This window comes from Ruegeria sp. BHSC043 (genome assembly GCF_059612985.1).
The window spans coordinates 194370-209344 of sequence record NZ_JBXWRS010000003.1 but is presented as its reverse complement, the minus strand read 5'-3'; the positions used below and the strand labels follow the sequence as shown (position 1 = coordinate 209344).

Genomic DNA, 14975 nt, shown 5'->3' with positions numbered 1-14975 from the left:
CGCTGGACCCAGGGCAAAACCGCGCCTAACGTGGCCCTGATGCTTCGCTATGCGCTCAAACGCCTGATTTCGCTGGTTCTCAGCCTTGCGGTCGCCTCGGTGGTCATCTTCGCGGTGATCGAGGTGGCACCCGGCGATCCGGCATCCTTCATGCTGGGGGTGAACGCGCAGCCCGACACGCTGGCGGCCTTGCGCGCCGAGCTTGGCCTGGATGTGCCCAAGATCGAGCGCTATTTCGCTTGGGTCGGCGGGATGCTGACCGGCGATTTCGGCACCTCCTACACCTACCGCACTCCGGTTTCGACCATGATCGCGGACCGGATGTGGGTGTCTCTGCCGCTGGCGCTCTATGCGCTCACGTTGTCGACGGCCATCGCCTTTCCGGCAGGCATCTACGCGGCCTCGCGGCGCGGCCGGCCCGGGGACATCGCGGTGATGGGCGCCACCCAGCTGGGCATCGCGGTGCCGAATTTCTGGTTCGCGATGATGCTGGTGCTGGTCTTTGCGATCAATCTGCGCCTGTTCAACGCGGGCGGCTTTGCCGGTTGGGAAAGCGGCATCTGGACCGGCCTGCATTCGCTGACCCTGCCGGCCATCGCGCTGGCACTGCCGCAGGCGGCGATCCTGGCGCGGGTGATGCGCTCGGCCCTGCTGGACATACTAGGTGAGGATTTCATGCGCACTGCCCGCGCCAAGGGCCTCAGCCGCCGTCAGGCGCTGTGGCGGCACGGGGTGCGCAACGCGCTGATCCCGGTGCTGACGATCATCGGGCTGCAGTTTTCCTTCCTGCTGGCCGGGGCGATCATCATCGAACAGGTCTTCTACCTGCCCGGTCTCGGGCGGCTGGTGTTTCAGGCGATCTCGTCGCGCGACCTGATCGTGGTCGAGTCGGTGGTCATGCTGCTTGTCTTCGCGGTCATCACCGTCAATTTCCTGGTCGATCTGGCCTATGCCGCCGTCGATCCCCGGCTGAGGAGCCGCACATGAGCCGCAACCTGATCCTCGGCGCATGCCTGTCGTCTCTGGTGGTTCTCGCAGCGCTCGTGTCCTTTGTCTGGACGCCCTATGACCACGCCGCACTGAACATTCCTGACAAGCTGCAACAACCCAACGCGCAGCACTGGTTCGGCACCGATCATTTCGGGCGCGATCTGTTCTCGATGATCATGGTGGGCGCGCGCACCTCTATCGCGGTGGCGCTGGTGGCGGTGGGCATCGGCATGGCGCTGGGCGTGCCGCTGGGCCTGACGGCGGCGGCGCGCAAGGGGTCTTGGCTGGACGAGCTGCTCATGCGCGGCAACGATCTGGTCTTTGCCTTTCCCTCGCTGGTCATCGCCATCCTGATCACCGCCGTCTTCGGCGCGGGCGCGATCAACGCGATCATCGCGATCGGCATCTTCAACATCCCCGTCTTTGCCCGCATCACCCGCGGTGCGGCCCTGTCCCTGTGGGAGCGCGAGTTTATCCTGGCGGCCCGTGTCGCGGGCAAGGGCGCGGCGCGGATCTCGGCCGAGCACATCCTGCCCAACGTCGCCAACCTGTTGATCGTGCAGGGCACCATCCAGTTCTCTCTGGGTATTCTGGCCGAGGCGGGTCTGTCCTATGTCGGTCTGGGCGCGCAGCCTCCCACGCCCAGCTGGGGCCGGATGCTGGCCGACGCGCAGACAATGGTCAGTTTTGCCCCGCATTTGGCTCTGATTCCGGGGCTGGCGATCATCGTCACGGTGCTGGGGCTGAACCTGATGGGTGACGGGCTGCGCGACTGGCTCGACCCCCGCATCCGGGTGGCGCGCGCATGAGCTTGCTGGAAATCCATAACCTGTCGCTGTCGATCCACGCCGTCGGCATCCTCAAGGACGTAAGCCTGTCCGTCGATCCCGGACAGATCGTGGCCGTCACCGGCGAGAGCGGTTCGGGCAAGTCGATGACGGCGCTGGCGGTGATGCAGCTTTTGCCCAACGGGGCGCGGATATCGGGGGCGCTGCGACTGGACGGGCAGGACCTGCTGGGCCTGCCCGAGGCCGAGATGTGCGCCCTGCGCGGGGCGGCGATCGGCATGGTGTTCCAGGAGCCGATGACGGCGCTCAACCCGGTCCAGACCATCGGGGCGCAGGTGATGGAGACCATCCTGATCCACAAGGCGATGCCGCCCGATCAGGCCGAGGCCCGTGCCCGCGAGGTTTTGACCCGCGTCGGCCTGCCGCCCGAGAGGTTCCCGCTGGACCGCTACCCGCACGAGTTGTCGGGCGGGCAGCGACAGCGGGTGGTGATCGCCATGGCCATCGCGCTGCGCCCCCGGTTGCTGATCGCGGACGAGCCGACGACGGCGCTGGACGTGACGACGCAGGCGCAGATCCTCGATCTGCTCAAGGGTCTGGTCACGGAATACGGCATGGGCCTGCTGATGATCACCCACGATCTGGCGGTGGTGGCGGGCATGGCCGACCGGATCGTGGTGATGCGCAACGGCGAAGTGGTCGAGGCCGGGCCTACGGGTCAGCTGCTGACCAACATGCAGCATCCCTATACGCGGATGCTGTTCGAGGCCTCGAACCACCAAGTCGAACTGCCCGCCCCGGCGGCCCCGGCGCCTCTGCTTTCGGTCTCGAAGGTGGTGCGCGACTATCGCCTGCCGCGTGCGCGGCTGTTCGAAAAGCCCGGCCATCATCGCGCCGTGGACAATGTGAGTTTCACGCTGAATAGGGGCGAACGCCTTGGGCTTGTGGGCGAGTCCGGTTGCGGAAAATCGACTCTAACACGGGCCATTTTAGGGCTCGAGGAGGTGCAGGGCGGGCAAATTCTGCTGGACGGCCAGCCGGTGTTCACCGGGCACAAACCCAACCTGGCCGTGCGCCGCAAGATGCAGGTGGTGTTCCAGGACCCGTTCGGCAGCTTCAACCCCCGGCACCGGGTTGCCCGCCTGATCACCGAACCTTTTCACCTGCTGGAAACCCCGCCCACCGGGTCGGAACGGCAGGATCGCATCGCCGAGATGCTGACCGCCGTGGGCCTGTCGCCCGACGATGCGTGGAAATACATCCACGAATTCTCGGGCGGGCAGCGCCAGCGCATCGCCATCGCCCGCGCGCTGATTATCCGGCCCGAGCTGATCTTGTTCGACGAGGCCGTCTCGGCGCTGGATGTCTCGGTCCGGGCACGGATCCTCGACCTGCTGGCCGAGTTGTGTGCGACCTATGACCTGACCTACCTGTTCATCAGCCATGACCTGAGCGTGGTGCGCACCATTACCGACCGGGTGATGGTGATGCAGTCGGGTCGGATCGTCGAGCAGGGTGAGACCGAGCGCGTGTTCTCGGACCCGCAGCACCCCTATACGCAAACCCTGATCCAAGCCGTGCCGAAATTGCCCGATCTCGGGCAAGGCGCAGCATGAAACCTCTTTGTTAGAGCCTGTTTTGGAGGCAGAAATGCAAAATCCCATCTGGTTTGATTCTACCTTGTGCCTGATCGGCGGCTATTGGGTCGCGAGCGATGACACGCTTGATCTGACCAACCCGTCCGACGGCACGCCGCTCGGCCGAATTGCGCGCGGTGGGGCGCCGCAGATCGAAGCCGCCGTGCAGGCCGCGCAGGCCGCGCTGGACGGCGACTGGGGCCGGATGACCGCGCCGGAGCGGGGCCGCATCCTGACCCGTCTTGGACAATTGGTGCAGGACAGGATCGAGGAGCTTGCGCTGCTCGAAGCGTTGGATGTTGGAAAACCGCTGACCCAGGCGCGCGCCGACGCTCTGGCGCTGGCGCGCTATTGCGAGTTCTACGGCGGTGCGGCGGACAAGGTGATGGGCGAGACCATCCCCTATCTCGACGGCTACACCGTCTATACCCTGCGTGAGCCGCACGGGGTGACCGGCCATATCGTGCCTTGGAACTACCCGATGCAAATCATCGGCCGCTCGGTCGGGGCGGCGCTGGCCATGGGCAATGCCTGCGTTCTGAAACCGGCGGAAGAGGCCTGTCTGACCGCGCTGGCCTTTGCCCATCTGGCAACCGAGGCGGGGCTACCCGCCGGCGCGCTGAACGTGGTTCCCGGCATCGGGGCCGAGGCGGGCGCGGCCCTGTCGGCGCATCCGGGTGTGCATCATATCTCGTTCACCGGATCCGTGGCGACGGGCGCGCTGGTGCAGCAGGCGGCCGGGCGCAACGTGGTGCCGGTGACCCTGGAACTGGGGGGGAAATCTCCGCAACTGGTGTTTGATGATGCCGATCTGGAGGCCGCATTGCCGTTTCTGGTGAATGCGGGCATCCAGAACGCGGGTCAGACCTGCTCGGCCGGGTCGCGTGTTCTGGTTCAGCGCGGCGTCTATGCCGAGGTCAAGGCGCGCATGGCCGCCGCCTATGCCGACCTGACCGTCGGCCCCGCGACCGAGGATCTGCGCGTTGGGCCCCTGATCTCGGACCGGCAGAAGCAGATCGTGACCGGCTTTCTGGCGCAGGGGGGCGATCTTGAGATCGCAGCACAGGGCCGAATCGTGGATCACGCGCCGCCAGGCGGGGCCTATGTGCGCCCGACTCTGTTTGGTGACGTGCGGCCCGATCATCCGCTGGCGCAGCAGGAAATCTTTGGCCCCGTCCAGATTCTGATCCCGTTCGACACCGAGGAACAGGCCATTCAAATCGCCAACGGCACCGACTATGGGCTGGTGGCCGGGGTCTGGACGCGGGATGGCGCGCGGCAGATGCGGCTGGCCAAACGGCTGCGCGCGGGGCAGGTGTTCATCAACAATTACGGCGCGGGCGGCGGGGTCGAGCTGCCGTTCGGCGGGGTCGGAAAATCGGGCCATGGCCGCGAAAAGGGGTTCGAGGCGCTGTACGGTTTTTCCCAGTTGAAAACCGTGGCCGCCCATCACGGCTGAGCCGGGCTAGACGATCACTTCGATCGCTTCTTGTTCCCCTACGCCAAAGACGCGCTTGTAGCGCTCGATCTCGTCTTTCGGCCCCATCGCCTTTTCGGGGTTGTCCGACAGTTTCACCGTCGGCCGCCCATTGGCCGAGACCGCCTTGCACACCAGCGAGAACGGCGCCAGCGCATCCCCCGGCACCAGACCGCGGAAATCGTTGGTCAGCAACGTGCCCCACCCGAACGAGACCTTCACCCGGCCCGCGAATTGGCCGTGCAATTCGCGGATCTTGTCCACATCGAGCCCGTCCGAGAATATGATCCGCTTCTGGCTGGGATCCTCGCCGCGCGATTTCCACCACTCGATGGCGATCTCGGCGCCCTTGGCCGGATCGCCGCTGTCAATGCGGATGCCGGTCCAGCCGGCCAGCCAGTCGGGTGCGCGGTCCAGAAACCCCTTGGTGCCATAGGTGTCGGGCAGGATGATCCGCAGGTTGCCGTCATGTTCGTCATGCCAGTCGCTCAGCACGTCATAAGGCGCGCGGGCCAGTTCCTCGTCGGTTTCGGCCAGCGCCGAATAGACCATCGGCAGTTCATGCGCATTGGTGCCGATCGCCTCGACCTCGCGCCGCATGGCGATCAGGCAGTTCGACGTTCCCGTGAAAGCCGGGCCCAGCCCCTCGATCATCGCCTGCACGCACCAGTCCTGCCACAGGAAGGAATGCCGCCGTCGGGTGCCGAAATCGGCGATGCTGAGGCCTTCGATCGCGCGCAGTTTTTCGATCTTTTCCCAGACGCGGGTCATGGCGCGGGCATAAAGAACCTGCAACTCGAACCGGCGCATGTCGTTCAGCACCGCGCGCGAGCGCAGCTCCATCAGCACTGCCAAGGCCGGTATCTCCCACAGCATGACCTCGTGCCATTTGCCCTCGAACGTCAGCTCGTACTGGTCGCCCTTGCGTTCCAGGTGATAGGGCGGCAGGCGCAGATTCTCGAACCATTCCATGAAATCGGGGCGGAACATCTGGCGCTTGCCGTAGAAGGTGTTGCCCCGCAGCCAAGTGCTTTCACCCCGGCTGAGGCTGAGCGAGCGGATATGATCGAGCTGTTCGCGCAGCTCGCCCTCGTCGATCAGCTTGGCCAGCGGAACGTGATTCGACCGGTTGATCAGGGAAAACACGACCGTCGTTTGGGGCTTGTTGCGAAACACTGACTGGCACATCAGCAGTTTGTAGAAATCCGTGTCGATCAATGACCGCACGATCGGGTCGATCTTCCATTTGTGATTGTAGACACGGGTCGCGATGTCGACCATGGGGAGCTCCTGCCATTTCCGTTGTTAGATCAATCGGTGCGGTGATTGGCAAGAGTCCCGGATCTGTTAACAATGCCAAGGACAGGTCACAATCCGGGCATAAAGTCCGATCCTTTCGCGATCTAGTGAGGGGGTGGGATGGGACCAGAAGTTTGTAAGTGGTGAATGAGTCTGACGTACGATTTTGATATTGTAACGATTGCTGAAGAGTCCGAGACGGAAAACCCTGAGGCCGGTGCCCAGGTGGCGGGGCGGCATGTCTATGCCGTGTTTCGCGATATCCGCACGGCGGATGCGCTGCGCCGGGCCTCGCCCAGAATCCGCAGGATTTTCGTGGATGCCGGTTTCAGTCTGGAATCCAGACGGACCGGGCTCGAGCGCGATCTGTACCCGGCAGAAGATGCCGAGGCGCGCGCGCTCATCCTGCGCCGGTTGTTCGACAACATTCGGAACCGGGGCGTTCAGGGCCAGTATTGCGGCACGTTCGACATCCTGGCGTTTTTGCAACATGTACGTCGTGCGCAGCCGCTGCCCCGCAGGCCGGTCCAAGAGAGACCAAAGCCGGCCCGGGCCGGTGCCGACGCGAAGAAGACCGCCCGCCGCTCGATCGTGGGCCGGGTCGGGTTCGCGCTGGGGCTGGCGGTCATCCTGTTCGTCGTGCTGAAATATCTGGCGGCCACCGGGGCGACGCCCTGATCAGAGCAGCGCCACACCTGCCGTTTGCATGGCTTGCTCGGCCGCAGCCAGCGACCCGTCTAGGTCGATCGCCCGGCAGGCGTCGGTTCTGACGGTCACGTCAAAGCCCAGCCGGGCCGCATCCACCGCCGAATAATGCACGCAGAAATCGGTCGCCAGGCCCACCAGCGTCAACCGGTCGATCCCGCGCGTGCGCAGATAGCCTTCCAGCCCGGTGGGCGTGGTCCGGTCGTTTTCGAAGAAGGCCGAATAGCTGTCGATCGCGCTCCGGAAGCCCTTTCGCAGGATCAGGTCGGCATCGGTGCGCAGGTCGGGGTGGAATTCGGCGCCGGGTGTGCCCTGCACGCAATGGTCGGGCCACAGGACCTGTGGGCCATAGGGCATTTCGACCAGATCATAAGGTGCCTTGCCCAGATGGGATGACGCGAACGAAGAATGACCTGCCGGGTGCCAGTCTTGCGTCAGGATCACCGCGTCGAAATCTGGCATCATGGCATTGATCGGGGCAACGATCTCATCCCCGTTGGGAACCGCCAGCGCGCCGCCGGGGCAGAAATCGTTCTGGACATCGATCACGATCAGGGCATGGGTCATGGCAGCCTCCTTTGCGTGTGCTATCGGTAGGGGGGCGGGCGGTGGTCGTCAATGCGGTCTCTTGCGTTGCGGGGGGCCGCGCATTAGATCGCGGCCATGTACACGATCGCCGCACTGTATCACTTCACCCGTTTTGCCGACCCGGACGCCCTGCGCGCGCCGCTGCTGGAGCTGTGCCGCGCGCAGTCGGTCAAGGGCACGCTGCTTCTGGCGCATGAAGGCATCAACGGCACCATCGCCGGCCCCCGCGCCGGGATCGACGCGGTGCTGGCGCATATCCGGGCGCTGCCGGGCTGTGCCGACCTGGAATGGAAAGAGGCCACCGCCAGCCAGCCGCCCTTTGGCAAGATGAAGGTGCGCCTGAAGAAAGAGATCGTGACCATGGGCCAGCCGGATGTCGATCCGCGCGCCCGCACCGGCCATTATGTCGAGCCGCAGGACTGGAACGCTCTGATCCGCTCGGATGATGTGGTGGTTATCGACACGCGCAACGACTATGAGGTGTCGATCGGCACATTCGAAGGCGCAATCGACCCTAAAACGAACAGTTTCCGCGATTTTCCCGCTTGGTGGGAGCAGAACAAGCATAGGTTCCACAACAAGCGCGTCGCCATGTTCTGCACCGGCGGCATTCGCTGCGAGAAATCCACCAACTATCTGCTTGGGCAGGGGGTCGAGGATGTCTACCACCTGAAGGGCGGCATCCTGCGCTATCTCGAGGAGGTCCCGCCCGAAGACAGCACCTGGAAGGGTGAATGCTTCGTGTTCGACAACCGCGTGTCGGTGGGGCACGGGCTGGTCGAGGGGCCGCACCAGCTGTGTCATGGCTGCCGCCGCCCGATCCTGCCCCAGGACATGGAGCGCCTTGAATACGAGCATGGCGTGTCTTGCCACCAATGCATCCACGAGACGTCCGAGGCCGACAAGGCGCGGTTCCGCGAACGGCAGAAACAGATCGCGCTGGCGCGGGCGCGAGGCGAAGAGCATCTGGGCGGTCAATAGCGAATCGCGAAAGCGCTTGTGATGGCGGACGCTTCGGTGAAGGATGGCCGAAGCCGAACCGCCGAGGATGACAGATGCCCGCCGACCCAACCACCTTCGAGGACTGGAAGCCCACATTGCTGGCCGCGCTGGGGCTGATTCTGGTCAGCACGATGGCCTGGTATCTGCTGTCGCATCTGAACGAGGCGACCGCGGGCACCACGATCGGGACCGCCACGACGATCGGGCTGGCGTTTTTGCTGGTGTGGCAGACCTGGTACTACATGACTCGGGTCCGCAACCCCAAGCGGCAGCTGCTGCTGATGGGGATCTCGTTCATTCAGGCGGTGCCGTTCCTGTTTGCAGCCGTCTATGGGTCATATGGGTATCACGACCTGTGTGTCGAGGGCGCGCGCCGCCCCAGCGATGTGCTGTATTTCTCGTATGTCACCTTCACTACGGTCGGGTTCGGCGACCTGCGGCCCATCGGCGTCTGCCGGGCCCTGGCCGTGGCCGAGGCCATCACCGGATATATCCTGCTGGGCCTGTTCGTGGCCGCCGCCGTGGGCCTGTACGGCAGCACCCATCGCGCCCGGCGAAACCACTGACGCTTACTTGTTGCGGTCGATCCACTGTGACATGGCACGTTTGTCGCGAAAGCACTCATCCGGGATCGGGCGGCGCTTGCTGCGCGAAATACGTTCGGCAAATGCCACCTGCTTGCCGGTGGGATAGTTTGCAAAGGGCGACGTGTCCCTTGGTTTGTGTGCTGAAATCCAATCGGACATTGACCGTCGGTCACGCTGCGCTTCGACGGGAATCTCCAGCGCGGCCTGATGGGCGATCGCGCGGGCATAGCGCATCTGCCGATCCGTGACCGGAAGTAGGTGATAGTCGTTTGTGGGCTCCATCCGGGCCGTAATCTGCCGGGACCGTTGCATCGTGCAATCCTCCGATCATATGGAACATAAATAGAACATTAACCAAATTTTTCAAGTTTCCTTGCGGTTTCAGCGGCGGAAACTGGCCGATGCCAGTGTTTTATTGACTGACCAATCAACAACCCTTAACTGCGGTTGGAACCCATTTGCCGCTGGCCTGACCGGCGGCCCCGCAAGAAAAGGATCCGCCATGAAATTTCAGCCCACGGCCAGCCATTTCATCGATGGCGAATATGTCGAAGACACCGCAGGCACCCCGATCGACGTGATCTATCCGGCTACGGGCGAGGTCATCGCCCGCCTGCATTCGGCGACGCCGCAGATCATTGAACAGGCTCTAAACAGTGCAAAACGCGCTCAAAAGACCTGGGCGGCGATGACCGGGACCGAGCGCGGCCGCATCCTGCGCCGCGCCGCCGACATCATGCGCGAGCGCAACCGCGAGTTGTCGATCCTCGAAACCCATGACACCGGCAAGCCGTTGCAGGAAACGCTGGTGGCCGATGCGACCTCGGGCGCGGACGCGCTGGAATATTTCGGCGGACTGGCCGGGTCGCTGACCGGCGAGCATATCCCGCTGGGCAGCGGTGATTTCGTCTATACCATCCGCGAGGCGCTGGGCGTCTGCGTCGGCATCGGCGCGTGGAACTACCCCACCCAGATCGCCTGCTGGAAGGGTGCCCCGGCGCTGGCATGTGGCAATGCGATGGTGTTCAAACCCTCGGAAACAACGCCCCTGTCAGCGCTGAAAGTGGCCGAGATCCTGATCGAGGCCGGCGCGCCCAAGGGCATCTACAACGTGGTTCAGGGCTATGGCGATGTGGGCGCCGCGCTGGTCACCGACCCGCGCGTGGCCAAGGTGTCGCTGACCGGATCGGTGCCCACGGGCCGCAAGGTCTATGCCGCCGCCGCCGAGGGCATGAAACACGTCACGATGGAACTGGGCGGCAAGTCGCCCCTGATCGTGTTCGACGACGCCGATATCGAAAACGCCGTCTCGGGTGCGATCCTGGGCAATTTCTATTCCTCGGGCCAGGTCTGTTCCAACGGCACCCGGGTCTTCGTGCAGAAAGGCATCAAAGAGGCCTTTCTGACCCGACTGACCGAACGTCTGGCCAAGGTGAAGATCGGCGACCCGATGGATGAGGCCGTGAATTTCGGCCCGATGGTCAGCGAGAACCAGATGAACATCGTTCTGGGCTATGTCGAGAAGGGCAAGGCCGAGGGCGCACGGCTGGTCCATGGCGGCGCGCGGCTGGATCGCCCGGGCTTCTACCTTCAGCCAACGGTCTTTGCCGACGTGACCGACGACATGACCATCGCCCGCGAGGAAATCTTCGGCCCCGTCATGTCGGTGCTGGATTTCGAAACCGAAGACGAGGTGATGGCCCGCGCCAACGCCACCGAGTTCGGCCTGGCCGCCGGCGTGTTCACCAACGACCTGACCCGCGCCCATCGCGTGGTGGCCGGTTTCGAGGCAGGCACCTGCTACATCAACACCTACAACCTGGCCCCGGTCGAGGCGCCGTTCGGTGGGTCGAAAATGTCGGGCGTCGGGCGCGAGAATTCGAAGCTGGCGATCAACCACTATTCGGAAATGAAAACCGTCTATGTTTCGATGAACGACGTCGAGGCGCCTTACTAGACGATCCCAAACCGGGATTCCGTCCAACTTGCCCTGTTCCCGACATTTGGGGTCGGGAACAGAGCATACGGTGTGCGGGTCCTGTGGCTGACTTCTGAAGCAGAGGGGTGACGCGCCCCCGCTAGTCAGGAGAGAAGCCCAATGAGAACCCATGCACAGGCCGTCGTGATCGGAGGGGGCCTTGTCGGTTGTTCGATCCTCTACCATCTTGCCAAGCTGGGCTGGACCGACGTGATCCTGCTGGAACGGGACGAGCTGACCAGCGGTTCAACGTGGCACGCGGCGGCCAACATCCACGGGCTGCACGACAACAACAACGTCACCCGCATCCAGCACTACACGATGAACCTGTACAAGCAGCTGGAAAAGGAAACCGGGCAGGGCTGCGGCGTGTTCCAGCCGGGCTCGCTGTATCTCGCCCAGACCGAAGCGCGCGAGCACCAGCTGCGCCTGCAAGAGGCCAAGGCGCGGTTCTACGGCTTGAACTTTTATGAGATCAGCCGCGAACAGGCGATGGAGCTGCACCCACTGGCGCAGTTCGACGACATCCGTTGCATCATGTACGAACCTGACGGCGGCAACGTGGACCCCTCGGGCGTAACCCATGCCTATGCCGCCGGAGCGCGCGCGCTGGGGGCCGAGATTCAGCGGTTTTGCCCTGTAATAGGGACTGAACAGCAGCCTGACGGCTCGTGGATCGTGCGCACGGAAAAGGGCGACATCCACACGCAATGGGTGGTCAACGCAGCCGGGTTGTGGGGGCGCGAAGTGGCCGCGCTGGCCGGGCTGGAACTGCCGCTGCAACCGACCGAACACCAGTATTTCGTGACCGAAGCGATTGACGAGGTGGCAGCCCTTGGCCGCCGGCTGCCCTCGATCGCCGACCGCGACGGCGAATATTACTTCCGGCAGGAAGGCAACGGGTTGCTGATCGGCGCCTATGAGAAAGACATGCGGTTCTGGGCCGAGGACGGCACGCCCCTGGATTTCGCCCATGACCTGTTTCCCGACGATCTGGACCGGATCATGGAGAACGTGATCCGCGCGACCGAGCGTGTGCCGGTGGCTGCGACCGCAGGCGTGAAACGGGTGATCAACGGCCCGATGATCTGGTCGCCGGACTCCAACGCCATCTGGGGGCCGGTGCCCGAGCTGCGCAACTATTTCTGCTGCACCGGTATTATCCCCGGATTCTCGCAATCGGGTGGGCTGGGCCTCTTGGCCGCGCAATGGATGATCGAGGGCGAGCCGCAATACGACATGTTCGCCTGGGATCTGGCGCGGTTCGGCGACTGGGCCGACAAGAACTTCACCAAGGCGCGGGTCGCGGACCAATATTCCCACCGCTTTGCCATCCACTTCCCGAACGAAGAACGCAGTGCCGGCCGCCCCGCTCGTGTGCGCCCTGCCTATGAGATGCAGAACCAGATGGGCGCGGTCTTCGGCCTCAACTGCGGCTGGGAACACCCGCTGTGGTTCGCCGACCGGCCCGGAACGGTCGAGACCACCGGCTTCACCCGCCAAAACTGGTTCGAACCGGTGGGCCAGGAGGCCCGGATGCTGCGTGAAAGCGTGGGCGTGATCGACATCTCGAACTTTGCCAACTACGTCATCAAGGGGCCGGGCGCGCATGACTGGCTCGACCGGCTGGTGGCCAACCGAGTTCCGACCGAGGTGGGACGTTCGTGCCTGACCCCGATGATCTCGGTGCGCGGTGGCGTGGCGGGGGATTTCACCATCACCAAGACCGCCGAGGACGAATACATGATGATCGGCTCGGGCATGGCCGAACGCTATCATCAGCGGTTCTTCAACATGGTGGACCTGCCCGAGGGCACCACCTTCGAAGTCGCCACCAACCGCATCGCAGGCTTCAACGTCGCTGGCCCGAAATCGCGCGAGGCCTTGCAACGGCTGACCAACGCCGACCTGTCGAATGAGGCGTTCCGCTTCATGCGCACGGCCACGATCGAGGTTGCCGGGGTCACTTGCCTGGCGATCCGCGTCAGCTTTACCGGCGATCTGGGGTGGGAGCTGCACTGCGCCGAAAGCGACCAAGTCAGACTCTATACTGCGCTTCTGGACGCGGCCCATGCCTGCGGTGGTGGGCCGGTCGGCAGCCGGGCTCTGGGCGCATTGCGGATCGAAAAGGGTTATGGCTCGTGGGGTCGTGAGTATTCTCAGGAGTACTGGCCGCACGAGGTCGGTCTGGATGGGTTGATCAAGCCAGACAAGGATTTCCTGCACAAGGCGGCCTGGCTGGCGATCAAGGACAATCCCGCGCGCGAGGTGTTGTCGATTTTCGAGGTCAATATCACGCACGATGCCGATGCCAGCGGGGGCGAGCCGATCTTTACCCCAGATGGTACGCCCGTCGGGCGCGTCACCTCGGGTGCCTATGGCTACACGGTCGGCAAGTCGCTGGCCATCGGATACGCCAACCCTGATGTCGCCCAGCCGGGTGACGAGGTGTATGTCTTCATCCTGGGCAAGCCGCACAGGGCACGGATCTTGCATGCGCCTCCGTTCGACCCCAAGGGCTTGCGATTGCGTGACCAAAAACCGGTGATGGAGGGCGCCAAGTGACCGAAACCTTTGCCCGCGTTGCCGAGTTTGTTCTAAACCGCCCGGCGGATAAAATGCCCGACAGCGCGCGCGAAGCGGCGGCCCTGATGCTGCTGGATACTTTGGGCATCGTGATTGCCTCGACCCCGATGGAGGCCGGTGTTATCGCCCGCGACACTGCGGCATTGCTGTACGGAACGACCGATCATGCGTTCTCGGCGCGGATGCTGTGCGATGGGCGCCGGGTCAGTCTGGCGGGTGCAGCTTACGCGGCCGCCACGCAGACTGACAATCTCGACGGGCACGACGGCTACAACCCGACCAAGGGGCATATCGGTGTCGTGGCAATACCCGCGCTGTGCGCATTGGCCGAGCACTGCCCTGACCTGTCCGGACCCGATGCCTTGGCGGCCGTCATCACCGGCTACGAAATCGCGGGCCGCGCGGGTATCACGTTGCACGCCACCGTCAGTGACTATCACACCTCGGGGGCGTGGAACGCACTGGGCGTCGCGGCGATGGCGGCCCGCTTGCGGGGCCATTCATCCGACCAGTTGCGCCAAGGCCTTGGCATTGCCGAATATCACGGCCCCCGCAGCCAGATGATGCGCGAGATCGCCAACCCAACCATGCTGCATGACGGCTCGGGCTGGGGCGCGCTGGTGGGAATGTCGGCGGCAATTCTGGCCGAGCGCGGCTTTACCGGCGCCCCTGCCATCACCATCGAGGAGGACCGCGCCGCACCCTATTGGCAGGACCTCGGCACGTTTTGGCAGATGGAACATCAATATGTGAAACCCTATCCGATCTGCCGCTGGGCCCATGCCGCCATAGACGGGCTGCGCACGGTGATGCACACGCACGGTCTGACCCATGACCGGATCGCCCATGTTGATATCAATACCTTTCATGAGGCATGCCAGCTGTTTTCCGGCGTGCCGCAGACGACGTCTCAGGCTCAGTACTCGCTGCCCTTCGCCGTTGCGGTGCAAGCGGTGCACGGCCGGATCGGAGTGGAACACTTGATGGGGTCGGGGCTAGCTGACACGGACGTGGTCGGGTTCATGTCACGAATTTCGGTTCGAACATGCGATCGGCACTCGGCCCGGTTTCCAGCCGGACGCTGGGCGGACGTCTCGGTCACGACACGCGACGGCCGGTTGTTGCACTCGGGGGACACGCATGCCCGGGGTGGCCCCGAAGCGCCGATGTCGCGCCAGGATGTCATTGGCAAATTCCTGGAATTCGCGACGCCGCAGATGGGGGGCGATGCCAAGACGCTGGCCGAGGCTGTTCTCGACCTGGTCGACCCCGATGCGCTGTTCGACCGAGTTGCCAGCTTTCTCTACCCGGGCCTTGACCGGTAACGCCCGCCCCGCC

At 64.0% G+C, this 14975-nt stretch carries 13 protein-coding genes; 10 read left to right on the top strand and 3 right to left on the bottom strand.

All coding sequences use genetic code 11. The features are described from left to right. Positions 1–39 precede the first annotated feature (39 nt). From AC2FMM_RS07835 to AC2FMM_RS07820, 4 genes are read left to right on the top strand one after another with little or no spacing between them, the layout of a single operon-like run. Positions 40–987, top strand: coding sequence for an ABC transporter permease (locus AC2FMM_RS07835; RefSeq protein WP_496796253.1), 948 nt, complete (start codon positions 40–42; stop codon positions 985–987). Beyond that, positions 984–1799 carry an ABC transporter permease gene (locus AC2FMM_RS07830; protein WP_496796252.1) on the top strand — a complete coding sequence of 272 codons (816 nt, stop codon included), beginning with the start codon at positions 984–986 and terminating at the stop codon, positions 1797–1799. Before AC2FMM_RS07835 ends, AC2FMM_RS07830 begins: the two co-directional genes overlap by 4 nt. Then, positions 1796–3394: an ABC transporter ATP-binding protein gene (locus tag AC2FMM_RS07825; RefSeq protein ID WP_496796251.1), complete on the top strand. Its 1599-nt coding sequence runs from the start codon at positions 1796–1798 to the stop codon at positions 3392–3394. Before AC2FMM_RS07830 ends, AC2FMM_RS07825 begins: the two co-directional genes overlap by 4 nt. 34 nt (positions 3395–3428) lie before the next feature. Beyond that, positions 3429–4874 (top strand): aldehyde dehydrogenase family protein, encoded by a 1446-nt coding sequence (locus AC2FMM_RS07820; RefSeq protein ID WP_496796250.1) that lies wholly within the window; start codon positions 3429–3431, stop codon positions 4872–4874. A gap of 6 nt (positions 4875–4880) precedes the next feature. On the opposite strand, the gene pncB is transcribed toward AC2FMM_RS07820, so the two are convergent. Next, on the bottom strand, positions 4881–6173 hold the full coding sequence (gene pncB / locus AC2FMM_RS07815; RefSeq protein WP_496796249.1) for a nicotinate phosphoribosyltransferase: 1293 nt from the start codon (positions 6171–6173) through the stop codon (positions 4881–4883). A gap of 165 nt (positions 6174–6338) precedes the next feature. Here pncB and AC2FMM_RS07810 point away from each other — a divergent pair, with 165 nt between their 5' ends. Continuing rightward, on the top strand, positions 6339–6869 hold the full coding sequence (locus AC2FMM_RS07810; protein WP_496689549.1) for a hypothetical protein: 531 nt from the start codon (positions 6339–6341) through the stop codon (positions 6867–6869). Here AC2FMM_RS07810 and pncA read toward each other — a convergent pair whose 3' ends face one another. Continuing rightward, the gene (gene pncA / locus AC2FMM_RS07805) at positions 6870–7463 is read right to left on the bottom strand and encodes a bifunctional nicotinamidase/pyrazinamidase (RefSeq protein ID WP_496713247.1); all 594 of its coding nucleotides are present in this window, start codon (positions 7461–7463) and stop codon (positions 6870–6872) included. 96 nt (positions 7464–7559) lie between these two features. On the opposite strand from pncA, the gene trhO reads away from it, so the two are divergent. Beyond that, positions 7560–8465, top strand: a complete 906-nt coding sequence (gene trhO, locus AC2FMM_RS07800; RefSeq protein ID WP_496796248.1) for an oxygen-dependent tRNA uridine(34) hydroxylase TrhO — start codon at positions 7560–7562, stop codon at positions 8463–8465. A 74-nt stretch (positions 8466–8539) separates the two neighbouring features. Then, entirely contained in the window at positions 8540–9052 is a 513-nt protein-coding gene (locus AC2FMM_RS07795; protein WP_496680019.1) for a potassium channel family protein, read from the top strand. A 3-nt stretch (positions 9053–9055) separates the two neighbouring features. Here the strand turns inward: AC2FMM_RS07795 and AC2FMM_RS07790 are convergent, their stop codons facing one another. Further along, complete coding sequence (locus tag AC2FMM_RS07790; RefSeq protein WP_496689552.1) at positions 9056–9385, bottom strand: hypothetical protein; 330 nt, start codon at positions 9383–9385, stop codon at positions 9056–9058. 190 nt (positions 9386–9575) lie between these two features. On the opposite strand from AC2FMM_RS07790, the gene betB reads away from it, so the two are divergent. The 3 genes from betB (at position 9576) to AC2FMM_RS07775 (ending at position 14962) form a co-directional block, all read left to right on the top strand. Further along, entirely contained in the window at positions 9576–11030 is a 1455-nt protein-coding gene (gene betB, locus AC2FMM_RS07785; protein ID WP_496796247.1) for a betaine-aldehyde dehydrogenase, read from the top strand. Between the two features lie 141 nt (positions 11031–11171). Continuing rightward, a complete protein-coding gene (locus tag AC2FMM_RS07780; RefSeq protein ID WP_496796246.1) occupies positions 11172–13616 on the top strand; it encodes a GcvT family protein in 2445 nt (814 codons plus the stop codon). Beyond that, positions 13613–14962, top strand: coding sequence for an MmgE/PrpD family protein (locus AC2FMM_RS07775; RefSeq protein ID WP_496796245.1), 1350 nt, complete (start codon positions 13613–13615; stop codon positions 14960–14962). Before AC2FMM_RS07780 ends, AC2FMM_RS07775 begins: the two co-directional genes overlap by 4 nt. Positions 14963–14975: the final 13 nt, after the last annotated feature.